Source organism: Streptomyces lincolnensis (assembly GCF_001685355.1).
Classification (GTDB): domain Bacteria; phylum Actinomycetota; class Actinomycetes; order Streptomycetales; family Streptomycetaceae; genus Streptomyces; species Streptomyces lincolnensis.
Window position 1 is genome coordinate 1990407 of record NZ_CP016438.1, and the last position, 23586, is coordinate 2013992.

19 protein-coding genes are annotated in these 23586 nt (G+C 71.6%); 2 read left to right on the forward strand and 17 right to left on the reverse strand.

From position 1 onward, the window contains the following. Positions 1-43: 43 nt before the first annotated feature. The 3 genes from SLINC_RS08750 to rpe form a co-directional block, all read right to left on the reverse strand. Positions 44-361 carry a barstar family protein gene (locus SLINC_RS08750; protein ID WP_067428866.1) on the reverse strand — a complete coding sequence of 106 codons (318 nt, stop codon included), beginning with the start codon at positions 359-361 and terminating at the stop codon, positions 44-46. Positions 362-521: 160 nt separating this feature from the next. Continuing rightward, positions 522-1571: a sugar-binding transcriptional regulator gene (locus SLINC_RS08755; protein WP_067428869.1), complete on the reverse strand. Its 1050-nt coding sequence runs from the start codon at positions 1569-1571 to the stop codon at positions 522-524. Positions 1572-1649: 78 nt separating this feature from the next. Then, positions 1650-2336: a ribulose-phosphate 3-epimerase gene (rpe, locus tag SLINC_RS08760; protein WP_067428872.1), complete on the reverse strand. Its 687-nt coding sequence runs from the start codon at positions 2334-2336 to the stop codon at positions 1650-1652. 161 nt (positions 2337-2497) lie between these two features. Here rpe and SLINC_RS08765 point away from each other — a divergent pair, with 161 nt between their 5' ends. Then, on the forward strand, positions 2498-4714 hold the full coding sequence (locus tag SLINC_RS08765) for an MMPL family transporter (protein WP_079164462.1): 2217 nt from the start codon (positions 2498-2500) through the stop codon (positions 4712-4714). Positions 4715-4735: 21 nt separating this feature from the next. On the opposite strand, the gene SLINC_RS08770 is transcribed toward SLINC_RS08765, so the two are convergent. After that, complete coding sequence (locus tag SLINC_RS08770) at positions 4736-6163, reverse strand: RsmB/NOP family class I SAM-dependent RNA methyltransferase (RefSeq protein ID WP_067428875.1); 1428 nt, start codon at positions 6161-6163, stop codon at positions 4736-4738. A 62-nt stretch (positions 6164-6225) separates the two neighbouring features. Then, on the reverse strand, positions 6226-7158 hold the full coding sequence (gene fmt, locus SLINC_RS08775) for a methionyl-tRNA formyltransferase (protein WP_067428878.1): 933 nt from the start codon (positions 7156-7158) through the stop codon (positions 6226-6228). A 245-nt stretch (positions 7159-7403) separates the two neighbouring features. On the opposite strand from fmt, the gene SLINC_RS08780 reads away from it, so the two are divergent. Then, a complete protein-coding gene (locus SLINC_RS08780) occupies positions 7404-7946 on the forward strand; it encodes a hypothetical protein (protein ID WP_067445170.1) in 543 nt (180 codons plus the stop codon). A 561-nt stretch (positions 7947-8507) separates the two neighbouring features. Here the strand turns inward: SLINC_RS08780 and SLINC_RS08785 are convergent. From SLINC_RS08785 to SLINC_RS08840, 12 genes are all read right to left on the reverse strand, one after another. Further along, a complete protein-coding gene (locus tag SLINC_RS08785; RefSeq protein ID WP_067428881.1) occupies positions 8508-10661 on the reverse strand; it encodes a primosomal protein N' in 2154 nt (717 codons plus the stop codon). 169 nt (positions 10662-10830) lie between these two features. Then, positions 10831-12039, reverse strand: a complete 1209-nt coding sequence (metK, locus tag SLINC_RS08790) for a methionine adenosyltransferase (protein WP_067428885.1) — start codon at positions 12037-12039, stop codon at positions 10831-10833. A 240-nt stretch (positions 12040-12279) separates the two neighbouring features. After that, the gene (gene coaBC, locus SLINC_RS08795; RefSeq protein ID WP_067428887.1) at positions 12280-13482 is read right to left on the reverse strand and encodes a bifunctional phosphopantothenoylcysteine decarboxylase/phosphopantothenate--cysteine ligase CoaBC; all 1203 of its coding nucleotides are present in this window, start codon (positions 13480-13482) and stop codon (positions 12280-12282) included. A 139-nt stretch (positions 13483-13621) separates the two neighbouring features. Then, on the reverse strand, positions 13622-13894 hold the full coding sequence (rpoZ, locus tag SLINC_RS08800; protein ID WP_003988945.1) for a DNA-directed RNA polymerase subunit omega: 273 nt from the start codon (positions 13892-13894) through the stop codon (positions 13622-13624). 83 nt (positions 13895-13977) lie between these two features. Continuing rightward, positions 13978-14598: a guanylate kinase gene (gene gmk, locus SLINC_RS08805; protein ID WP_467053074.1), complete on the reverse strand. Its 621-nt coding sequence runs from the start codon at positions 14596-14598 to the stop codon at positions 13978-13980. Further along, positions 14595-14918 (reverse strand): integration host factor, encoded by a 324-nt coding sequence (locus SLINC_RS08810; protein ID WP_003977346.1) that lies wholly within the window; start codon positions 14916-14918, stop codon positions 14595-14597. The genes gmk and SLINC_RS08810 overlap by 4 nt, the downstream gene beginning before the upstream one ends. Before the next feature lie 277 nt (positions 14919-15195). After that, positions 15196-16038, reverse strand: coding sequence for an orotidine-5'-phosphate decarboxylase (pyrF, locus tag SLINC_RS08815; RefSeq protein ID WP_067428899.1), 843 nt, complete (start codon positions 16036-16038; stop codon positions 15196-15198). Then, a complete protein-coding gene (locus SLINC_RS08820; protein ID WP_067428902.1) occupies positions 16035-17141 on the reverse strand; it encodes a quinone-dependent dihydroorotate dehydrogenase in 1107 nt (368 codons plus the stop codon). The genes pyrF and SLINC_RS08820 overlap by 4 nt, the downstream gene beginning before the upstream one ends. A 69-nt stretch (positions 17142-17210) precedes the next feature. Next, the gene (carB, locus tag SLINC_RS08825) at positions 17211-20519 is read right to left on the reverse strand and encodes a carbamoyl-phosphate synthase large subunit (protein WP_067428905.1); all 3309 of its coding nucleotides are present in this window, start codon (positions 20517-20519) and stop codon (positions 17211-17213) included. Next, a complete protein-coding gene (carA, locus tag SLINC_RS08830; RefSeq protein ID WP_067428908.1) occupies positions 20512-21711 on the reverse strand; it encodes a glutamine-hydrolyzing carbamoyl-phosphate synthase small subunit in 1200 nt (399 codons plus the stop codon). Before carA ends, carB begins: the two co-directional genes overlap by 8 nt. Continuing rightward, positions 21708-22298: a PH-like domain-containing protein gene (locus tag SLINC_RS08835; protein WP_182449150.1), complete on the reverse strand. Its 591-nt coding sequence runs from the start codon at positions 22296-22298 to the stop codon at positions 21708-21710. The genes carA and SLINC_RS08835 overlap by 4 nt, the downstream gene beginning before the upstream one ends. Continuing rightward, on the reverse strand, positions 22295-23581 hold the full coding sequence (locus SLINC_RS08840; RefSeq protein WP_067428911.1) for a dihydroorotase: 1287 nt from the start codon (positions 23579-23581) through the stop codon (positions 22295-22297). The genes SLINC_RS08835 and SLINC_RS08840 overlap by 4 nt, the downstream gene beginning before the upstream one ends. Between the last annotated feature and the right edge of the window lie 5 nt (positions 23582-23586).

The following is a 23586-nucleotide window of genomic DNA, read 5'->3' on the forward strand; positions in this document are numbered from 1 at the left end:
CGTCACGGCACGAACCTATCCCCGCATGGGAGTTGATATGCCGTCAGGGCAGCGGCCGGCCCAGGGCGAGCGCCACGGTGAGCCCCGTCGCGCCCTCGGACGCCTCGGTGAACACCTCCTGGGCGATCGCCCACTCGTCCGGGCGCGCCTCGGCGTACGGCCGCCAGTTCCGCACGACGAGCAGCAGCTCCTGGTCCGCCGAGCCTTCGGGCCGGACGGACCGGTCGCCGAGGGAGTCGGCCAGCGCGTCCCAGTTCCGGCCGAACCAGTCGGGCAGCTCCAGGGCGCGAGCGCAACGGTCCATGAGACCCGCCTTGTCGGTGACCCCGTCGAGGTCCAGCGTGACCACGTGGTCCGTCATCTCAGTACCGCCCTGAACGAGTCGTGATGATCATCGGTCCAGTAGATCCCGCCGCTGCGCCGCCTGGCAACGCGCCACCGCACACGCACACGAGGGACGGCCGCGGCGGCACGTGTCCGTGCCGCCGCGGCCGTCCCTCGCGGCCCTGCGCCCGAGCCCGTCAGATCCCGTCGGGGTCCGCCCTGTTCAGCGCCGGCTTCGGCGTCGTCCCCGCCGTCATCAGGTAGTCGGCCGCCGACGTGTCCGTCACCAGGCTGGTGACGAGCCCGGACCGCAGCACCGCGTCGATCGCCGCCGCCTTGCGCTGCCCGCCCGCGATCGCGACGACCTCGGGGACCCGGCGGAGCTGGTCGGCCTTGACGGTGATGCACCGCTCGCCCAGGTCCCGGCCGACCCGGCGGCCCTCGGCGTCGAAGAGGTGCGCGGACATTTCGGCGGCGACCCCGAGCGAGGCGTAGTGACCGCGCTCCTCGTCGCTGAGCATGTCGTGCACCGTGGAGATGCCCGGCTCCCAGGAGCCGATGGAGACGCAGGCGACCGTGACCTTGTCGAAGTACTCGAAGGCCCGGGCGATCCCGGTCTGGTGGCGCAGCGCCTGAGCGGTGGCCGCGTCCGGCAGCAGCATCGGCGCGTAGATGGGGTGCGCGTCGCCACCGGAGACCTGAGCGGCCCGGCGGACCGCCTCGACGGAGCCGCGCTCGGCGGTCCCGGCGTCGTACACGCCCGTCAGCTGCACCACCGTGCACGGCGGCAGCCGGTCCAGGGCCGCGGCCATGTGGATGGTGGACCGGCCCCAGGCCAGCCCCAGCACATCACCTTCGTTCACGAGCTCGCCGAGCAGGTCGGCGGCCACTTCCCCCAGGTTCTCCGGGTCGGGGGACGTCGCCTCCTCCACCTCGGCCGGAGACTCGACCACGACGGCGTGCCGCAGGCCGTAGCGGGCGCGGAGCGCGTCGGAGCGCTCGGCGTCCAGCTCGGCCGGCACGCGGATCTCGATGCGTACGAGATCCCGTTCGAGGGCGGTCTCCAGGACCCGGGCCACCTTGAAGCGGCTGACGCCGAACTCCTCGGCGATCTGGATCTTGGACTTCCCCTCTAGGTAGAAGCGGCGGGCCATGGCCGCCGCCTGCACCAGCTCAGCGGGTCCCATCCGCATGGCTGACCGGCCCGCCGACATACCCGACACGGCGATCTCCTCACTGCTGTTCACACTCTGGATTCACCGTTCATCCTTGCAGATGCGGCGGACTTGATCAGCTCCGATGAGAGCCGTTCACGTTCCCTTGGTTCAGTGGTCGCACGCCCAGGAGGCCTTGGCGGTGACCGCCTCGGCCTGTGTGCGCAATGCACGTACCGCCTCTGCCGGGTCGGACGCCCCGTAGACCGCCGAGCCCGCGACGAAGACGTCGGCGCCCGCGTCGGCGCACCGCTCGATGGTGGAGGACGAGACTCCGCCGTCCACCTGGAGCCACAGTTCGAGCCCGTGCTTGCTGATCAACTCGCGGGTGCGGCGAATCTTGGGGAGCATGATGTCGAGAAACGCCTGCCCCCCGAAGCCGGGCTCGACGGTCATGATCAGCAGCATGTCGAGCTCGGGGAGCAGATCCTCGTACGGTTCGATCGGTGTCGCCGGCTTCAGCGCCATGGAGGCGCGGGCCCCCTTGGCCCGGATCTCCCGGGCGAGCCGGACCGGCGCGGCGGCCGCCTCCACATGAAAGGTGACGGAACCGGCCCCCGCCTCGACGTACTGGGGCGCCCAGCGATCGGGGGCCTCGATCATCAGATGGCAGTCCAGCGGAGTGTCCGTCGCACGGGCCAGAGACTCTACGACCGGCACACCGAGCGTGAGGTTCGGGACGAAATGGTTGTCCATCACGTCTACGTGGAGCCAGTCGGCTCCCGCGACCGCCTTCGCCTCGTCCGCGAGGCGGGCGAAATCGGCGGACAGAATGCTGGGGTTGATCTGCGCGGCCATGACCCAAGCCTGCCATGCCCTCCGGGGCTTGGCCGCATCGGTCGGCGGTGGGTACGGTCGTTTGTCCGCTTCGGGCCGTCTGTGGCTGATCGCGCCCGCGCGGCGGAGCCGCTTGTGTCACAGTCCCGCGCCTGTGAAGAGGCGCGGTTGCGGGGGTGGGTATGACTGAGAAGCAAGGGACCGCGAAGCAAGGGACCGCGAAGCGAGGGACGGCGAAGCAGGGGACCGCGAAGCAGGGAATCGCGCACCTCGTCTGCGGGCGGCGCGCCAAGTGGGTCGTCCTGGTGCTGTGGCTCATCCTGCTGTTCCTGACGGCGCCCTTCGCCCAGAAACTGACCGACGCGCAGGACAACGACGCCTCGTCGTGGCTGCCCGGATCCGCCGAGTCGACCCAGGTCCTGGATCTGTCGGAGGACTTCAGGCCGGAACAGATCCCGGCGATCGTGGTGTACGCCCGTGACGGCGGCCTGACGGCACAGGACCGGGCGCGGATCACCGAGGACGTGGCCGAACTCAAGCGGCTGACGGATCACGGCATCCGCGGCGCGGAGACCAGGGGCCCCACCTTCGACCGGCCGGCCGATCCGCGCGCGGCCCAGATCTATGTGCCGATCACCATGGACGAGAAGGGCTGGGAGCGGATCGCGCCGGCGGTCGACGCCATCCGGGACGACGTCGGCGACGGCGGTGCCGGACTGGCCGTGCACATCACCGGCCCGGGCGGCACCTCGGCGGACTTCTCCGAGGCGTTCGAGGGCATCGACTCCACGCTGCTGATCTCGGCGATGGCGGTCGTGATCGTGATGCTGCTGATCACCTACCGCAGCCCCTCCCTGCTCCTGGTCCCGCTGCTGTCGGTGATCGCCGCCCTGTTCACCGCGCAGGCCCTGATCTACCTGCTCGCGGAGCACGCGGGCCTGACGGTCAACGGCCAGAGCGCGGGCATCCTCACCGTTCTCGTCTTCGGCGCGGGGACGGACTACGCCCTGCTGCTGGTCGCCCGGTACCGGGAAGAGCTCCGCCGGCACGAGGACCGGCACGAGGCGATGGCCCTCGCCCTGCACCGGGCGGGCCCGGCGGTGATCGCCTCCGGCGCGACCGTCGTACTGAGCATGCTGGTGCTGCTCGCGGCGGAGATGAACTCGACGCGCGGCCTCGGCCCGGTCGCCGCGATCGGTGTCGCGGTCGCCCTGCTGGCGATGATGACCCTGTTCCCCGCCCTGCTGGTGGTCTTCGGCCGCTGGATCTTCTGGCCGGCGATCCCCCACCTCGGCACGCCGAACCCGGCGGACCGGGGGCTCTGGGCCCGGATGGGCGGCCGTATCTCCGCCCGTCCCCGCATGGTCTGGGGTGTCACGGCGGCGATCCTGGCGATCTGCTCGCTCGGACTGATCCAGTTGCGCGCGGAGGGCATCAGCAACGCGGACGCGTTCACCGGGAAACCCGACTCGATCGTCGGCCAGGAGGTGTCCGCGCGGTACTTCCCGGCGGGCAGCGGTGATCCGCTCGTCGTCATCAGCAACGAGGCACAGGCCCGGCAGGTCGGCGAGGCCGTCGCCGCCACGCGCGGAGTCGTCCCCGAGTCGCTCGGCCTGCCCCCGGGGACCAAACCCTCCTTCGAGGGCAAGGTGCTGTTCGAGGCCACCATGACCGACCCGGCCGACAGCGAGGCCGCGAAGCAGACCGTGGAACGGGTCCGGGACGCCGTGCACGCGGTGCCGGACGCCGACGCCCAGGTGGGCGGCGGTACGGCGGCCCTGCTGGACATGGACAGGGCCACCACGCACGACAACATCCTGATCATCCCGCTGGTGCTGGTCGTCGTCCTGCTGATCCTGTGCGCGCTCCTGCGCGCGCTCATCTCCCCGCTGCTGCTGGTCGGGACGGTGATCCTGTCGTTCGCGGCGGCCCTCGGCATCAGCGCGCTCGCGTTCCGGTACCTCTTCGACTACGCGGGCGAGTCGACGGACTTCCCGCTGTTCGTCTTCGTCTTCCTGGTGGCCCTCGGCATCGACTACAACATCTTCCTGACCACCCGTATCCGCGAGGAGGCGGCCCGCCAGGGCACCCGCCCCGGCGTGGTGACCGGCCTCGCCGCGACGGGCGCGGTCATCACCTCCGCCGGCCTGGTCCTCGCCGGCACCTTCGCCGCCCTCGGCACGCTCCCCATGGTCGCCTTCGCGGAGATCGGCTTCGCGGTCGCCCTGGGAGTCCTCCTGGACACCTTCATCGTGCGATCGGTGCTGGTGACGTCCCTGTTCCTGGACGTGGGCCCGAAGGTGTGGTGGCCACACGCCCTGGCCAAGGAGGAGGAGCCCCATCCGGGGGCACGGGGAACCGAGCAACCGGCCACGACGGCCCCGCGCTCACCCGACTAGCCAAGCCTCGTGGCGAGTTGGTCAGCCCGTCCGGCGGATGAGAGCCAGATACATCGCGTCGGTGCCGTGCAGATGCGGCCACAGCTGGACGTCCGGTCCCTCACCGAGTTCCGGCACGCCCGCCAACAGAGGCCGCGCGTCGACGAGTTCGGCCTCCGGACGCTGCTTGAGGACGTCGTCGACCACCGCCCGGGTCTCCGCGAGATGCGGCGAGCACGTGGCGTAGCCGACGACTCCGCCGACCCGCACGGAGTCGAGGGCCGTGTGCAGCAGGGACCGCTGCAACGGCGCGAACCCGTCGAGGTCGTCCGGCCGCCGGCGCCAGCGGGCCTCGGGCCGCCGCCGCAGCGCGCCCAGGCCCGTGCACGGCACGTCCATCAGCACCCGGTCGAACGAGCCGGGCCGCCACGGCGGCCGGGTCCCGTCGGCGGCGATGACCTGATACGGCCCCGGGTTCCCGTCGAGCGCCTTGGCGACGAGTCCCGCCCGGTGCGGCTGCTTCTCGGAGGCGAGCAGCAGGGCCCCGCGCTCGGCGGCGAGAGCGGCGAGCAGCGCGGCCTTGCCACCGGGCCCGGCACATCCGTCGAGCCACTTCTCGTCCGGCCCGTCCAGGGGCGCGTTGGCGAGCGCCAGCGCGACGAGCTGGCTGCCCTCGTCCTGCACCCCGGCCCGGTTCTCCCGTACGGCCTCCACGGCACCGGGCTCCCCGCCCTCGGCCAGCCGTACGGCATACGGCGACCAGCGCCCCGGCACCGCCGCGTCCTCCCGCAGCAGCTCCTCGGCGGTGGCCCGCCCGGGCCGGGCGACCAGGGTCACCTCGGGCCGCTCGTTGTCGGCCGCCAGCAGGTCCTCGATGCCGGCCCGGCCACCGCCGAGCGAGTCCCAGAGCGCGGAGACGACCCAGCGGGGGTGCGAGTGCACGACGGCGAGGTGGTCCTCGGGGTCCTCGTCGTAGGGCGGCGCGACCTTCTCCAGCCACGCGTCGAGATCGTTCTGCGCGATCTTCCGCAGCACGGCGTTGACGAACTTGGCCCGCCCGTCGCCGAGCACGACCCGGGCGAGCTCGACGGAGGCCGAGACCGCGGCGTGCGTGGGGATGCGCGTCCCGAGCAGCTGGTGCGCACCCAGGCTGAGCACGTCGAGCACGGGCGGGTCGACCTCCCGCAGCGGCCGGTCGACGCACGCGGCGATGATCGCGTCGTACGTCCCCTGCCGCCGCAGCGTCCCGTACACCAGCTCCGTCGCCAGCGCCGCGTCCCGTGTGTCGAAGTCGCCCTTCTCGCGCGCCTTGCGCAGCAGCGGCGGCAGGACGAGGTTGGCGTACGCGTCCCGCTCGTCCACGGCCCGCAGCGCCTCGAAGGCGAGCATGCGGACGGGGTCCTTCTGGGGCCGGCGGTAGGGCTTGCCGGGCTTGCGGGGACTACGGGGCTGACGGGGCTGGTCACTCACGAAAAAGGTGCTCCGGATTTCAGAAGAGGCGACGCACCAAGCGTAAGTCCGCCGCCCCCGCCTCACGCTCCGAGGGTCTCGCCCTCGCCGATGCGCACCCCGCGCGCCCAGTCGGCGGCCTTCATCGGCTTCTTGCCCTGGGCCTGCACCCACAGCAGCTCGATCGCGTACGACGCGGTACCGACGTGGACGCTGTTCTTCCCCACGGCGAGCGCACCGGGGGCGAGGTCGGTCCGCTCGGGGACGGGCCGGACCTGGATCAGCTTGAGCCGCTCGCCCCGGAAGACGGTCCACGCCCCGGGCGCCGGCGTACACCCGCGCACCACCCGGTCCACCCGCAGCGCGGGCGTGCCCCAGTCCACCTGGGCGTCCTCTACGGTGATCTTCGGAGCCACGGTGATGCCCTCGGCCGGCTGCGGTACGGCCTTCAGCGTGCCGTCCTCGATGCCGTCCATGGTGGCGGCGAGCAGCCCGGAGCCGGCGAAGGCGAGCCGGGTGAGCAGGTCACCGCTGGTGTCGGTGGACCGGATCTCCTCGGTGACCGTGCCGTAGACCGGTCCGGAGTCGAGCCCCTCCTCGATGAGGAAGGTCGAGGCACCGGTGATCTCGTCCCCCGCCATGATGGAGTGCTGCACGGGCGCGGCCCCGCGCCAGGCGGGCAGCAGCGAGAAGTGCAGGTTGACCCAGCCGTGGACGGGGACGTCGAGGGCGACCCTGGGCAGCAGGGCGCCGTAGGCCACGACGGGACAGCAGTCGGGGGCGATGGCGCGCAGCCGCTCCAGGAACTCGGGGTCCCGCGGCTTCACCGGCTTCAGCACCTCGATCCCGGCCTCCTCGGCCCGCTCGGCGACGGGGCTCGCGACCAGTCGGCGCCCGCGCCCGGCCGGCGCGTCGGGCCGCGTAACGACGGCGGCCACCTCGTGCCGCCCGGAGGCGATGAGAGCGTCCAGGGCGGGAACGGCGACCTCGGGGGTACCGGCGAAGACCAGCTTCATGGGTGGGTTCGGGCCTCTCGGGCGGCGACTGCGGGCAACGCACAAGTGTATGGCGCCCGTGTGCCACGCGGCGCCGCCTGCGGTGATCGCGGCGCGCACCCCCCGGCCGGGGCGCACGCATATGCCCCTACGCCCCCGGTGCGTGACCAGCGGAGCGCCCACGCGTTGGTCAAGAAAGAGTTGACCACAGCGGGCCGCACATCGCGCGGCCCGACCTTTTCATCGCCGGTTCGAGAGGCTTGTTCATGGCCGACCACGCAACCCACGACGCCCAGGCTCGGGCCAGCCTGCACTTGCTGGTGCGGGACATCGAGCGGGTCCGCCGGCAGGTGGACGCACTGCGCACGCTCACCGCCCAGCTGGGCAACGTCTACCGCCCGCGCCGCTCCGGTCCCTCCACGGGCTTCGTCGTCTACGGACGCGCCCCCGCCCCGACGGTGCGTCTCGCCCAGGAACTGCGGGACAGTGTCGAGACCCTGGTCACGGCCGCGGTGGATTTCGACCGTTCGCTCGGGTTCTCGTGGGACGCGGTGGGTTCCGCCCTCGGAGTCACCAAGCAGGCGGTGCACCGCCGTTACGGCGCCCGTCGCGCCACCGCCCAGGCGGCCGCCGAGACCGAGCGGGCCACGGACACCACGAGCTCCCACCCCGTCAACGTCGGTACCGGCATCTCCACCGTGCCGACGGTCCCCGCCGCCCGCTCCATGCCGACCCAGCCGACCGCCGGCAGCCCGACCCTCCGCGACGAGGCCAGGCCCACCGCCTTCCCCGGCCCTCGCAACGGCTGACTCCCCCCTGCTTCCCTGCCCTCCCGGCACGCGCCCCGGGAGGGCAGACGCATGTCGTACGCCGATCGCGTCCGCGTGGTCCACGACGGTGCGGTGCGCGGTGGTGAACGGGTACATGGTCCGTGTACTCACTTGGGGCGGGCTTGTGCCGGGCCTTGCTGGTCCGGGGCGGGGTGTGCCGCTCCGGCTGATCCGCAGCCGGGTGTGCGCGGCACTCTGCTCGTCTGGGGCGGACGTGTGCCGGCCTCCGCTCGTCCGAGGACACGGGCGTGCTGCCCCGGCTGATCCGCGGCCGGATGCGCGCGGCACCCTGCCGGTCCGGAGCGGACGCGTGCCGTCTCCTACTGGTCCGAGGCCGATGTGTGCCGCCCCCGGCTGCTCCGAAGCCGGATGCGCGCGGCACCCTGCGCATCCGGGGCGGACGGGGGCTGTCGTCTTCTGGTCCGGGGATGTACACCGCCCCCGACTCGTCCGAGGCCGGAAACGCGCGCCACCCTGCTCACCCGGGGCGGACCCCCTGCTACCCCCCGCCGGCCGGAGGCCGATGCACGCCGCCCCCGCTCACCCGATGTCGGGCGGATCGATCCGCACCCGCACCGCGGCCTCCCCGCCCCCGCGCGCCATCCGAGCCGCCTGTGCGGCCTTCAGCGCGGCGGCCAGCGCCGCCCCGCTGCCCGGGGGCACCCGGATCAGCGCGCGCTCCCAGTGCTCCCCCGGGGGCGGTCCGCCCACCCGCCGCGGGCGTCCCGGGCCCGTGACGGGCAGCGGCACCGGTCCCAACACCTCGGCGTCCGAGGGCAGTTCCACTGCGCCCATGAATTCCGCGACGGCCTCGGCGGTCGCCGACACGGCCGCCATTCTCGACACCGGCGGGAACCCCAGCTCGCCCCGCTCGGCGAGCTCGCGCACCGCGTGGCCCACCGGATCCCAGCGCACCAGCGCCTGCACGGGCCGCAGCGTGGGCTCGGCGACGATCACGACCGTGCCCCCCGCGCCCTGCGGCCGTACGAGTGAGGCGGCCGCGATCCACCGCCGCAGCGCGTCCTCACCGGCGCGCAGGTCGGGCCGTCCGAGCATGGCCCAGCCGTCCAGCAGCAGGGCGGCCGCGTAGCCGCCCTCGGCGACGGGTTCGGCACCCGGCGTGCTCACCACCAGCGCGGGCGCCGACGGCACGGTGTCCAGCACGTGCTCGCGCCCCGACGTCCGCACCGCGACCGCCGGAAACGCCCTGCCCAGCTCCTCGGCGGTCCGCCGCGCGCCCACGACCTGCGCCCGCAGCCGGAAGCCGCCGCACTCCGGGCAGTGCCAGGCGCCTTCCCCCTGCCCACACCACCCGCATCGCAGCGCGGCCCCGGATTCCTGGCCCTCCAGGGGTCCGGCACAGTGCCGACACCGGGCCGGGGCACGGCAGTTGGCGCACGCCATTCTCGGCACGTAGCCCCGCCGGGGCACCTGCACGAGCACCGGCCCGTGCCGCAGCCCCTCCCTGACGGCCTGCCAGGCGAGCGTCGGCAGGCGGGCGGCCCGCGCCGCCTCGTCGCGCGCGAGGTCACCGTCCCCCACCGTCCTGACCAGGGGTGCGGCGGCCCGCACCTGGTCCCGGGTGGCGACCAGGGGTCGGGCCCAGCCGCTCTCCACGAGTTGCGCGGCCTCCACGGTGCAGCTCCAACTGCCCAGCAGGAAGCCGCACTTGTCCTGGGCGGCCCGCAGCAGGAGCACCTCGCGGGCATGGGGCTGGGGTGCGTGCTGCTCGCTGTGGCTGTCGTCACCGTCGTCCCAGACGGCGACCAGACCAAGATCCTGTACCGGCGCGAACATGGCGGCCCGGGTCCCGATGACGGCCCGGACGGCCCCCCGGCGCACGGCGAGCCACTCCCGGTACCGCTTCTCGGGTCCGGCGTCGGCGGTGAGCACCGCGTGACGCCCCTCCCCCAGCAGCGCGGTCAGCGCGGCGTCGACCCGCGCCACCGCCCGCCCGTCCGGCAGGACGACGAGCGCCCCGCGTCCGGAGGCCAGCGTCGCCACGACGGCCCGCGCCAGCTCCTCGCTCCACTCGGGGCCCGGCAGGGCGTTCCACACGGCCCGCGGCGCGCCCCCCGAGGCCAGGGACTCGACAAACGCGCCCCCGCGCTCGTACCGCCCCCAGGACCCCACGTCGGGCACCCCGGGAGGGGGCAGCGGGTCGGGCGAGGGCCGCTGCTCGGCCCGCGCGCTGCGCGGCGGAACCGCCAGCTGCAACACATCGGCCAGACTCCCCGCGTACCGGTCCGCCACGGCACGGGCCAGCCCCAACAGCTCCGCGCCGAGCACCGGCTCGGGCGAGACGACCTGAGCCAGCGCCGCCAACGGCCCGGAGTAGTCCGACTCGGCCAGCCGCTCCACGAGAAAGCCGTCGATCAGCCCCCCGCCCTCACGCCGCCCGTCCCGCACCCGATGCCGCCCGGCCCCGAACCGCACCCGGACCCGCACCCCGGGCTGCGCCTGCTCATCGAGCTCCTCCGGCACCGCGTAGTCGAAGTACCGGTCAAGATGCAGCACGCCCTTGTCGACCAGCACCCGGGCGACAGGCAGCTCCTTGGCCAGCGCGGCCCCCCGCCAGGTCCGCGGCTTGGCCCGCGGCACCTGAGCCTTCCGCACACTCTCCCGAATAAGGGCAAGCTGCTCCGGCGCCCCGGCCTCCCCCGAGCGCTCCACACCCTCATCCTCGCTGCTCACCTTTGCATTCTTACCAAACCCGACTGACAACGCCCCCGCCCGAGCCCCCGAAGCGCCCAGCCCTCCCCTCATGGCCGGAATCGCTTTCTCGACATGTCCCCGGACCCGTGAAACACCAAGGCCCGGCGCCCCCGAAGGGGCACCGGGCCTCATGGCAAGCCGTGGGACCTTACAGCCCCGCCGCCTTCCGCAGCGCGTCCACGCGGTCCGTCTTCTCCCAGGTGAACTCGGGGAGCTCGCGGCCGAAGTGGCCGTAGGCCGCGGTCTGGGCGTAGATCGGGCGCAGGAGGTCGAGGTCGCGGATGATGGCGGCCGGGCGGAGGTCGAAGACCTCGTCGATCGCCTTCTCGATCCTGTCGGTGTCGACCTTCGCGGTACCGAAGGTCTCGACGAAGAGACCGACCGGCTCGGCCTTGCCGATGGCGTAGGCGACCTGGACCTCGCAGCGGGTGGCGAGGCCCGCGGCGACGACGTTCTTGGCGACCCAGCGCATCGCGTACGCCGCGGAGCGGTCCACCTTGGACGGGTCCTTGCCGGAGAAGGCGCCGCCGCCGTGGCGGGACATGCCGCCGTAGGTGTCGATGATGATCTTGCGGCCGGTGAGGCCGGCGTCGCCCATCGGACCGCCGATCTCGAAGCGGCCGGTCGGGTTCACCAGGAGGCGGTAGCCCTCGGTCTCCAGCTTGATGCCCTCGTCGAGGAGCGCCTTCAGCTCCGCCTCGACGACGAACTCACGGATGTCGGGGGCGAGCAGCGACTCCAGGTCGATGTCGCTGGCGTGCTGCGAGGAGACCACGACCGTGTCCAGACGGACCGCCTTGTCACCGTCGTACTCGATGGTGACCTGCGTCTTGCCGTCGGGGCGCAGGTAGGGGATGGTGCCGTTCTTGCGGACCTCGGAGAGGCGCTTGGACAGGCGGTGCGCCAGGAAGATCGGCAGCGGCATCAGGGTCGGCGTCTCGTCGCACGCGTAGCCGAACATCAGGCCCTGGTCGCCGGCGCCCTGCTTGTCGAGTTCGTCCTCGTCGCCCTCGACACGCTGCTCGTAGGCGGTGTCGACGCCCTGGGCGATGTCCGGGGACTGCGCGCCGATGGACACCGAGACGCCGCAGGAGGCGCCGTCGAAGCCCTTCTTGGAGGAGTCGTAGCCGATCTCCAGGATCTTGTCGCGCACCAGCTGCGCGATGGGTGCGTAGGTCTTGGTGGTGACCTCGCCGGCCACGTGCACCAGGCCGGTGGTGATCAGCGTCTCGACGGCGACCCGGGACGACGGGTCCTCCTTGAGCAGCGCGTCGAGGATGGTGTCGCTGATCTGGTCAGCGATCTTGTCGGGGTGACCCTCGGTCACGGACTCCGAGGTGAACAAGCGACGGGACACAACGCTCCCTGGGGTTGCAGCGGCTGCTGGCTGATCATGGGCGGACGGGCTCGGGAGCTGCGCCCGGCACCGTCCGAGAACAGTTTATCGGTCGTGCCCGGCCATCGGCCTCCCTGTCTCGACACTCGGGAGTGCTGTGACCTGCGGCACGGGCATTCTGCCCAATCCCGAGCGGGGTTGGCCAGGGGCGCCACGCCTCAATCTGCGCGACTCCAGCGATGCCTGGGACAGGGCGAACCTTCACTTCAGGCGCTGGACCACCAGATCCCACACGGTTTCGGCCAGCGCTTCCTTCGGGCCGTGCGGGACCGGCGTCTCACTGCCGTCGGTGCCCAGGACCACGGCCTCGTTCTCCTCGGAGCCGAAGGTTCTGCGCTCCCCCACCTCGTTCACCACGAGGAGGTCACAGCCCTTGCGCCGCAGCTTCTCGCGGCCGTTGGCCAGCACGTCGTCGGTCTCCGCGGCGAAGCCGACGACGACCTGGCCGGGGCGGGCGCGGTCGGCCGAGATCTCCGCGAGGATGTCCGGATTCCGCACCAGCACGATCGGGTCCGGGTCGTGGCCGTCCTTCTTCTTGATCTTGCCTTCCGCGTACGCCGCCGGCCGGAAGTCGGCGACCGCGGCGGCCATCACGACCGCGTCGGCGTCCGCGGCGGCCTTCAGGACCGCCTCGCGCAGCTGGACGGCCGTGCCGACCGGGACGACATCCACGCCCGCCGGGTCCGGCAGGGCGGTGTTGGCCGCGAGCAGCGTCACCCGGGCCCCGCGCGCGGCGGCGGTGCGGGCCAGGGCGTAGCCCTGCTTGCCGGAGGAGCGGTTGCCGAGGAAGCGGACCGGGTCCAGGGGCTCGCGGGTGCCGCCGGCGCTGACGACGACATGGCGGCCCTTGAGGTCGGGTTCGGTGACGCCCCGGGCGAGTACGCGGCGGCAGAGGGCGTAGATCTCCGTCGGGTCGGGCAGCCGGCCCTTGCCGGTGTCGACGCCGGTGAGGCGCCCGACGGCCGGCTCGATGACGACGGCGCCGCGGCGGCGCAGTGTCGCCACGTTCTCCTGGGTGGCCGGGTGCTCCCACATCTCCGTGTGCATGGCGGGCGCGAAGACGACCGGGCAGCGGGCGGTGAGCAGGGTGTTCGTCAGCAGGTCGTCGGCGAGGCCGTGGGCCGCCTTGGCGAGCACGTCCGCGGTCGCCGGGGCGACGACCACCAGGTCGGCGTGCTGGCCGATACGGACGTGCGGGACCTCGTGGACGTCGTCCCACACCTCGGTCGAGACCGGGTTGCCGGACAGCGCGGACCAGGTGGCGGCGCCGACGAAGTGCAGGGCGGAGTCGGTGGGGACGACGCGCACGTCGTGGCCCGTCTCGGTCAGCCTGCGCAACAGCTCGCAGGCCTTGTAGGCGGCGATGCCCCCGCTGACCCCCAGCACGACCTTCGGCTTGTCCACGTCTCTCCCCGGCTCGGCAACGTACGGCTCCATGCTGCATCACGGTGGGGGCCGACCCCCACACCCCCGAGCAGACCACAGGCCCGACAGTGGCACTGCCGGGCCTGTGGACAAGCCAGCTCAAAGCTGAAAATGCTACTTACTGCGCCGGGCCCTCTACGGCCTCGGACGTCAGCAGACCCGCGTTGATCTCGCGGAGGGCGATCGAGAGCGGCTTCTCGTGGACGTGGGTGTCCACCAGCGGACCGACGTACTCGAGGAGGCCCTCGCCGAGCTGCGAGTAGTACGCGTTGATCTGGCGGGCCCGCTTGGCCGCGTAGATCACGAGGCTGTACTTCGAGTCGGTGGCCTCGAGGAGCTCGTCGATCGGCGGGTTGATGATGCCCTCGGGCGCGGAGATGGAAGAGGACACGCTCTACCTTCCGATGGATGGGAAAAGATCGGTCGTGATCACGGCACCGGCGGCCCGAGTACTCATGGGCACACCACTAGTGATCACACAACATCCATCAAGGCTAGCAGCTCGCGAGCCACGTCCTCGACGGAGGTGTTGACCAAGGTCACGTCGAACTCGGGTTCGGCCGCCAGTTCGATCTTGGCCGCCTCAAGACGGCGTTCGATCACCTCGGGCGGCTCGGTGCCCCGTCCGGTCAGTCTGCGCACGAGCTCCTCCCAGGAGGGAGGAGCCAGGAACACCAGCTGGGAGTCCGCCATGGACTCGCGGACCTGCCGGGCCCCCTGGAGATCGATCTCCAGAAGGACGGGCTCGCCCGCCTCCAGCCGCTCCAGCACGGCCGCACGCGGCGTGCCGTAGCGGTTGCCGGCGAACTCGGCCCACTCCAGCAGCTCCCCGTTGGCGATCAGCTTGTCCATCTCCTCGTCGGTGACGAAGAAGTACTGGACACCGTGCTTCTCGCCGGGGCGGGGCTTGCGGGTCGTCGCCGACACCGAGAGCCAGACCTCGGGGTGTTCCTTGCGCATATGGGCGACGACCGTGCTCTTGCCGACCCCGGAGGGGCCGGAGAGCACGGTCAGCCGCGGACGTTCACTCATGCAGCGATTATTCCAGCAATCCCGGAGTGCCCGGGACTCCCTCCCCGGAGTGACCCGGTTCAGGAACCGGTGCTGCCGAACTCACGCTCCAGGGAGGCGATCTGGTTGGAACCGAGGCCGCGCACACGGCGGCTCTCGGAGATGCCGAGTCGCTCCATGATCTGCTTGGCGCGGACCTTGCCCACGCCCGGCAGGGACTCAAGCAGCGCGGAGACCTTCATCTTGCCGATGACGTCGTTCTCCTGGCCCTGCTTGATGACCTCATGCAGGGAGGCGCCGGAGTGCTTGAGTCGATTCTTGACCTCGGCCCGCTCCCGGCGAGCCGCGGCGGCCTTTTCGAGCGCGGCTGCGCGCTGTTCAGGGGTAAGGGGCGGAAGAGCCACGCCTACGTCACCTCGGATGTCGAACTGTCGGATACGGACCGGTGAGGAACCTAGTCGCCCCACACCTGGCGAGCCACGAGCAACACGCTTGCCCGTTGACTCTCGTCGGAGACTAGCGGCCAAGGGCGCCAGAGTCAGCGAGAACAGCGGAAAAGTCCTGGTCAGCCTTTGCCAGGCCAGACATTTCAGACATACTGCCCCGGATTTGAGAATGTATTCAGACTCAAGTCGGCCCCGAACCACTCATCGGAGGACTTGACCGAAGCATCCGGAACACTCACGCGGAGGCCACCGCGGCCCTGATCTCCTCCGCGAACCGGTCCGCGGCCGCGCGCAGCGCACCGGTGTCGGGGCCGTGCCGCAGCACCCCCCGGCTGACGTTCGGGACGACATTGCGCACCGCCGCCCCGAAGACCGCGGGAAGATCGGCCGGCGTGGCCCCCTGGGCGCCGATGCCGGGCGCCAGGAGCGGACCGTTGATGTCCAGGTCGTAGGACGACAGGTCGCCGAGCGTGGCGCCCACGACGGCCCCGAAGGAGCCGAGGGGCTCCTCCCCCGTGTTCTCGGCCGCCAGGTGCGCCAGCATCGTCGCTCCGACGCTCCGGCCGTCCGCGCGGACCGCGTGCTGGACCTCGCCGCCCTCCGGGTTGGAGGTCAGCGCCAGCACGAACAGTCCCGCGCCGCTCTCGCGCGCCAGGGCGATCGCCGGGGAGAGCGACCCGTAGCCGAGGTACGGCGAGACGGTCAGGGCGTCCGAGAAGAGCGGGGCGTCCTCGCGGAGGAAGGATTCGGCGTAGGCGGCCATGGTGGAGCCGATGTCGCCGCGCTTGGCGTCCATCACGACCAGGGCGCCGGCCGCCCGCGCCTCCTCGACCGACTTCTCCAGGACGGCGACGCCACGCGATCCGAAGCGCTCGAAGAAGGCGCTCTGCGGCTTCAGGACGGCGACCTGGTCGGCCATCGCCTCGACGACGGTACGGCTGAACCGCTCCAGGCCCGCCACGTCGTCGTCCAGGCCCCACTCGGCCAGCAGGGACGCGTGCGGGTCGATGCCCACGCAGAGCGGGCCGCGCTCGTCCATCGCCCGGCGCAGGCGCGTGCCGAAGGGCTCCAGGGTCATACCGGCTTCCTCACGTCGGCGCCGACCGCGTCGGCGAGGGTGGCGTACGGGCTCGTGCGCAGGCGTGCCAGCAGCCCCTTGTGGATGGCGCGACCCCAGAAGGGGCCCTCGTAGACGAAGGCGCTGTAGCCCTGGACCAGCGTGGCGCCCGCCAGGATGCGCTGCCAGGCGTCCTCGGCGTTCTCCACGCCGCCGACACCCACGAGGGTGATCCGGTCGCCCACGCGCGCGTACAGGCGCCTCAGGACCTCCAGGGAGCGGGCCTTCAGGGGCGCGCCGGACAGGCCGCCCGTCTCCTTCACCAGGGAGGTCGCGGAGGTCAGACCGAGGCCCTCGCGCGCGATGGTGGTGTTGGTGGCGATGATCCCGTCCAGACCGAGCTCGACGGCCAGGTCGGCGACCGCGTCCACGTCCTCGTCCGCGAGATCGGGGGCGATCTTCACGAGGAGCGGGACGTGGCGCGAGGCGACCCGGCGGTCGGCGGCCTCGCGGACGGCGCTCAGCAGGGGGCGCAGCGCCTCGGTGGCCTGGAGGTTGCGCAGACCGGGCGTGTTGGGCGACGACACGTTCACGACCAGGTAGTCGGCGTACGGTGCCAGCCGCTCGGCCGACTTCACGTAGTCGTCGACGGCCTCCGCCTCGGGAACGGCCTTGGTCTTGCCGATGTTCACCCCGACGACCGTCCTGAAGACGGGCTCACGGGACGCCAGGCGGGCCGCCACGGCCAGCGAGCCGTCGTTGTTGAAGCCCATGCGGTTGATCAGCGCGCGGTCCTTCACGAGGCGGAAGAGCCGCCGCTTGGGGTTGCCGGGCTGGGCCTCCCCCGTCACCGTGCCGATCTCCACGTGGTCGAAGCCGAGCATCGACATGCCGTCGATGGCGACGGCGTTCTTGTCGAAGCCGGCCGCGAGCCCGAAGGGGCCGTGCATGCGCAGCCCGAAGGCCTCGGTGCGCAGTTCCTTGTACCGGGGCGCGAGCGCGGCGGCGAGGAAGGTGCGCAGCACGGGGACGCGGGCGGCGAGGCGGATCCAGCGGAAGGCCAGGTGGTGGGCCTCCTCCGGGTCCATGTGCTGGAAGACGAGACGGAAAAAGATCTTGTACATGCTGTCCTCACCAAGAATGGTGTCCTCACCAAGAGGGGGACACCGTTTCCGGTGTCCCCCTCAGGGCTGCTAGTCGCGGGCCGCGATCAGGTGTTCCGCGTGTTCCTGGAGCGAGCGGACGCCCACGTCGCCGTGCTTGAGCGCGTCGATGCCCTGGACGGCGGCGGCGAGCGCCTGGACCGTCGTCAGACACGGCACCGACCGCGCCACGGCCGCCGTACGGATCTCGTAGCCGTCGAGGCGGCCGCCGGTTCCGTAGGGCGTGTTGACGATGAGGTCGACCTCGCCGTCGTGGATGAGCTGGACGATGGTCTTCTCGCCGTTGGGGCCGACGCCCTCGGACTGCTTGCGCACCACCGTGGCGTTGATGCCGTTGCGCTTGAGGACCTCGGCCGTGCCGGAGGTGGCGAGCAACTCGAAGCCGTGGGCGACGAGTTCACGCGCCGGGAAGATCATCGAGCGCTTGTCGCGGTTGGCGACCGAGATGAACGCGCGGCCCTTGGTGGGCAGCGGGCCGTAGGCGCCGGCCTGCGACTTGGCGTAGGCCGTGCCGAAGACGGCGTCGATGCCCATGACCTCGCCGGTGGAACGCATCTCCGGGCCGAGGACCGTGTCGACGCCGCGGCCGTGCACGTCGCGGAAGCGCGACCACGGCATGACGGCCTCCTTGACGGAGATCGGCGCGTCGAGCGGGAGTTCGCCGCCGTCGCCGTTCGCCGGAAGCAGCCCCTCCGCGCGGAGTTCGGCGATGGTCGCGCCGAGCGAGATCCGGGCGGCGGCCTTCGCCAGCGGCACCGCGGTCGCCTTCGAGGTGAAGGGGACCGTACGGGACGCGCGCGGGTTGGCCTCCAGGACGTAGAGGATGTCGCCGGCCATCGCGAACTGGATGTTGATCAGGCCGCGTACGCCGACCCCCTTGGCGATGGCCTCCGTCGAGGCCCGCAGGCGCTTGATGTCGAAGCCGCCGAGCGTGATCGGGGGCAGGGCGCACGCGGAGTCGCCGGAGTGGATGCCGGCCTCCTCGATGTGCTCCATGACCCCGCCGAGGTAGAGCTCGGTGCCGTCGTAGAGCGCGTCGACGTCGATCTCGATCGCGTCGTCGAGGAAGCGGTCGACCAGGACCGGCCGGGAGGGGCTGATCTCGGTCGACTCGGCGATGTAGGACGACAGCCGGGTCTCGTCGTAGACGATCTCCATGCCGCGTCCGCCGAGGACGTACGACGGCCGGACCAGGACCGGGTAGCCGATCTCGTCGGCGATGGCCTTGGCCTCGGCGAAGGTGGTGGCGGTGCCGTGCTTGGGGGCCGGGAGACCCGCCTCGGCGAGCACGCGGCCGAAGGCGCCGCGGTCCTCGGCTGCGTGGATGGCCTCCGGCGGGGTGCCCACGATCGGCACGCCGTTGTCCTTCAGCGCCTGGGCCAGGCCCAGCGGGGTCTGGCCGCCCAGCTGGACGACGACGCCGGCGATCGGGCCCGCCAGGGACTCGGCGTGGACGATCTCCAGCACGTCCTCCAGGGTCAGCGGCTCGAAGTACAGCCGGTCGGAGGTGTCGTAGTCCGTGGAGACGGTTTCCGGGTTGCAGTTGACCATAACGGTCTCGTAGCCGGCCTCGCTCAGCGCGAAGGAGGCGTGGACGCAGGAGTAGTCGAACTCGATGCCCTGGCCGATGCGGTTGGGGCCGGAGCCCAGGATGATGACGGCCGGCTTCTCGCGCGGGGCGACCTCCGTCTCCTCGTCGTAGGAGGAGTAGAAGTACGGCGTCTTCGCGGCGAACTCGGCGGCGCAGGTGTCGACCGTCTTGTAGACCGGGCGCACGCCCAGCGCGTGCCGCACCTCGCGCACGACGTCCTCGCGCAGGCCGCGGATCTCGCCGATCTGCTGGTCGGAGAAGCCGTGCCGCTTGGCCTCGGCCAGCAGGTCGGGGTCCAGCTTCGGCGCCGCGGCGAGCTCGTCGGCGATCTCCTTGATGAGGAAGAGCTGGTCGACGAACCAGGGGTCGATCTTCGTGTACTCGAAGACCTCCTCCGGCGTGGCGCCCGCGCGGATCGCCTGCATGACGGTGTTGATCCGGCCGTCGGTGGGACGGACGGACTCCGCGAGCAGCGCTTCCTTGTCGCCGGGGTCGCCGACGAACGTGAACTGGCTGCCCTTCTTCTCCAGCGAGCGCAGCGCCTTCTGGAAGGCCTCGGTGAAGTTGCGGCCGATGGCCATGGCCTCGCCGACCGACTTCATGGTGGTGGTGAGGGTGGAGTCCGCGCTCGGGAACTTCTCGAAGGCGAACCGCGGGGCCTTGACGACCACGTAGTCGAGGGTGGGCTCGAAGGAGGCCGGGGTCTCCTGCGTGATGTCGTTCGGGATCTCGTCGAGGGTGTAACCGACGGCGAGCTTGGCCGCGATCTTGGCGATCGGGAAGCCGGTCGCCTTCGAGGCCAGGGCCGAGGAGCGCGAGACGCGCGGGTTCATCTCGATGACGATCACCCGGCCGTCGACCGGGTCGATCGCGAACTGGATGTTGCAGCCGCCGGTGTCGACGCCGACCTCACGGATGATCGCGATACCGACGTCACGAAGGCGCTGGTACTCGCGGTCGGTCAGTGTCATCGCGGGCGCGACGGTGATCGAGTCGCCGGTGTGGACGCCCATGGGGTCGAAGTTCTCGATGGAACAGACGACCACGACGTTGTCGTTCTTGTCGCGCATCAGCTCCAGCTCGTACTCCTTCCAGCCGAGGATGGACTCCTCAAGGAGCACCTCGGTGGTCGGGGAGAGCGTGAGGCCCTGGCCCGCGATGCGGCGCAGCTCCTCCTCGTCGTGGGCGAAGCCGGAGCCGGCGCCGCCCATGGTGAAGGACGGGCGGACGACGACCGGGTAGCCGCCGAGCGTCTCGACGCCCTTGAGGACGTCGTCCATGGAGTGGCAGATGACCGAGCGGGCGGACTCGCCGTGCCCGATCTTCGCGTGCACCGCTTCGACGACGTCCTTGAAGAGGTCGCGGTCCTCGCCCTTGTTGATGGCCTCGACGTTGGCGCCGATGAGCTCGACGCCGTACTTCTCCAGCGTCCCGGCCGCGTGCAGCGAGATCGCCGTGTTGAGGGCCGTCTGGCCGCCCAGGGTGGGCAGCAGGGCGTCGGGGCGCTCCTTGGCGATGATCTTCTCGACGAACTCCGGGGTGATCGGCTCGACGTAGGTGGCGTCGGCGATCTCCGGGTCGGTCATGATCGTCGCCGGGTTGGAGTTGACCAGGATGACCCTGAGTCCCTCGGCGCGCAGGATGCGGCAGGCCTGGGTGCCGGAGTAGTCGAACTCGGCGGCCTGGCCGATGACGATCGGGCCGGAGCCGATGACCAGGACGGACTGGATATCGGTGCGCTTAGGCACGCTGGCCCTCCAACTGAGCTGTGCTCATCAAAGACGTGAAGCGGTCGAACAGGTAGGCGGCGTCGTGCGGGCCGGCTGCCGCTTCGGGGTGGTACTGGACGCTGAAGGCCGGCTGGTCGAGGAGCTGGAGGCCCTCCACCACGTTGTCGTTGAGGCAGACGTGGGAGACCTCGGCGCGGCCGTAGGGGGTGTCGGACACCTTGTCGAGCGGGGCGTCGACGGCGAAGCCGTGGTTGTGCGCGGTGACCTCGACCTTGCCGGTCGTACGGTCCTGCACCGGCTGGTTGATGCCGCGGTGGCCGTACTTCAGCTTGTAGGTGCCGAAGCCGAGGGCGCGGCCCAAGATCTGGTTGCCGAAGCAGATGCCGAAGAGCGGCGTCTTTCGCTCCAGGACCGCCCGCATGACGGAGACCGGGTGGTCGGCGGTGGCCGGGTCGCCGGGGCCGTTGGAGAAGAACACGCCGTCCGGGTTCACGGCGTACACGTCCTCGACGGTCGCCGTGGCGGGCAGCACATGCACCTCGATGCCGCGCTCGGCCATCCGGTGCGGGGTCATGCCCTTGATGCCGAGGTCGACGGCGGCGACGGTGAACTTCGCTGTGCCAATCGGGACGGCTTCGCCGTCGGGGCCGATCGCGGGGACGACGTACGTCTCCTTGGTGGCGACCTCGGCGGAGAGGTTCGCGCCCTTCATCTCGGGGGCCTGGCGGACCTCGGCGAGCATGGTGCCGTCGTCGGGCAGCGCGTTGCCGGAGAAGATGCCGACGCGCATGGCGCCGCGCTCACGCAGGTGGCGCGTCAACGCGCGCGTGTCGATGCCGGAGATCCCGACGACGCCCTGCCGGGTGAGCTCCTCGTCCAGGGAGCGGCGCGAGCGCCAGTTGGAGGGCACGCGCGCGGGGTCGCGCACGACGTAGCCGGCGACCCAGATCCGCTGCGACTCGGCGTCCTCGTCGTTGACGCCGGTGTTGCCGACGTGCGGGGCGGTCATCACGACGACCTGGCGGTGGTACGACGGGTCGGTGAGGGTCTCCTGGTAGCCGGTCATGCCGGTGGAGAACACCGCCTCACCGAAGGTCACCCCCACGGCCCCGTAGGCACGGCCGCGGAAGATCCGGCCGTCCTCCAGGACGAGTACCGCGGGAGACACCTCTTTCCTCTGCGAGGCGGTCCCCTTCGTGGAGGTCGTCATCGTGCGCCTTCCGTTTCCGTCTTGTTGATCATGGAGTTAATGACGTCGACCCACTCGTTGTGCTCGGCCGCGTGGTCGGAGCGGAACCCGGAGTCGATCAGCCTGTCGCCGTGCGCCCAGGTCACCACGAGCAGCCCGCCCTCGGTCAGGACCTTGCCGGCGATGCCCTTGTCGAGCCGGGCCTCGCGCAGCTGCCCGGTCGGGACGAAGAAGTCGGCCGCGCCGGGGCGGACGACGTCGAGTCCGGCGTCCGTCAGCGTGAGCTCGACCCGGCTGCGGGTGCCGAGGCCGTGCGCCACGATGCGGTCGAGCCACTGTCCTGCGGTGGTGGAGCCGTGGTAGCGGCCGCTCATGCTCAGTTTCGCCGGGCCGGGGTCGTCCGGCGCGCTGGGCAGCTCGGGCAGGTCGCCCTGGAGCGTGCCGCGCCATTTCCAGCCCTCGCGCATCAGCCAGTAGACGAGCGCGACGAAGAGGGCGAGTCCGACGAGCCAGCCGACGCGGGCGGCCCAGTCGGTCACCTCGGCCGACTTCTGTTCGGCCGCGAGGTCGGCGCCGAATCCGGTCGCGAGCAGAGTTGCAGGTGTCACGTGAGCTTCCCGTCGACGAGCGTGGCCTTGCCCCGGAGCCACGTGTGCGTGACACGGCCCGGCAGCTCACGCCCCTCGTACGGGGTGTTGCGGCTGCGCGAGGCGAAGCCCGCGGGGTCCACGGACCCACGGTAAGCCGTGTCGACGAGCGTGAGGTTGGCGGGCTCACCTGCCGAGACGGGACGCCCGTGGCCCTGCGCCTGCCCGATCCGGGCGGGATTGACGGACATACGGTCGGCGACCCCGGCCCAGTCGATCAGCCCGGTGTCCACCATCGTCTCCTGGACCACTGACAACGCGGTCTCCAGGCCGACCATGCCCATGGCGGCCGCGGCCCACTCGCAGTCCTTGTCCTCGTGCGGGTGCGGGGCGTGGTCGGTGGCGACGATGTCGATCGTGCCGTCGGCGAGCGCCTCCCGCAGGGCGTACACGTCGCGCTCGGTGCGCAGCGGCGGGTTGACCTTGTAGACCGGGTTGTACGTGCGCACCAGCTCGTCGGTGAGCAGCAGGTGGTGCGGGGTGACCTCGGCGGTGACGTCGATGCCGCGGGACTTCGCCCAGCGCACGATCTCCACCGAGCCGGCGGTCGACAGGTGGCAGATGTGCACGCGGGAGCCGACGTGCTCGGCGAGCAGGACATCCCGGGCGATGATCGATTCTTCGGCCACCGCGGGCCAGCCCCCGAGCCCGAGCTCGGCGGAGACGATGCCCTCGTTCATCTGGGCGCCCTCGGTCAGCCGCGGCTCCTGCGCGTGCTGGGCGACGACCCCGCCGAAGGCCTTCACGTACTCCAGCGCGCGCCGCATGATCACGGCGTCGTCGACGCACTTGCCGTCGTCGGAGAAGACGGTCACGCCGGCCGCCGACTCGTGCATGGCACCCAGCTCGGCGAGCTTCCTGCCCTCCAGGCCGACGGTGACCGCGCCGATGGGCCGCACGTCGCAGTAGCCGTACTCCCGGCCCAGCCGCCAGACCTGCTCGACCACACCGGCGGTGTCGGCGACCGGGAAGGTGTTGGCCATGGCGAACACGGCGGTGAATCCGCCGGAGGCGGCCGCGCGGGTACCGGTCAGGACCGTCTCGGAGTCCTCGCGGCCGGGCTCGCGCAGATGCGTGTGCAGGTCGACCAGACCCGGCAGGAGCACCTTGCCGTCGGCCTCGACGACCTCGGCGCCCTCGGCCGGGAGGTTCGTGCCGACGGCCTCGATGACCGCACCGTCGATCAGCACGTCCTGCGGCTCGCCGCCGAGGACCTTCGCACCACGGATCAGGATCTTGCTCATGTGTC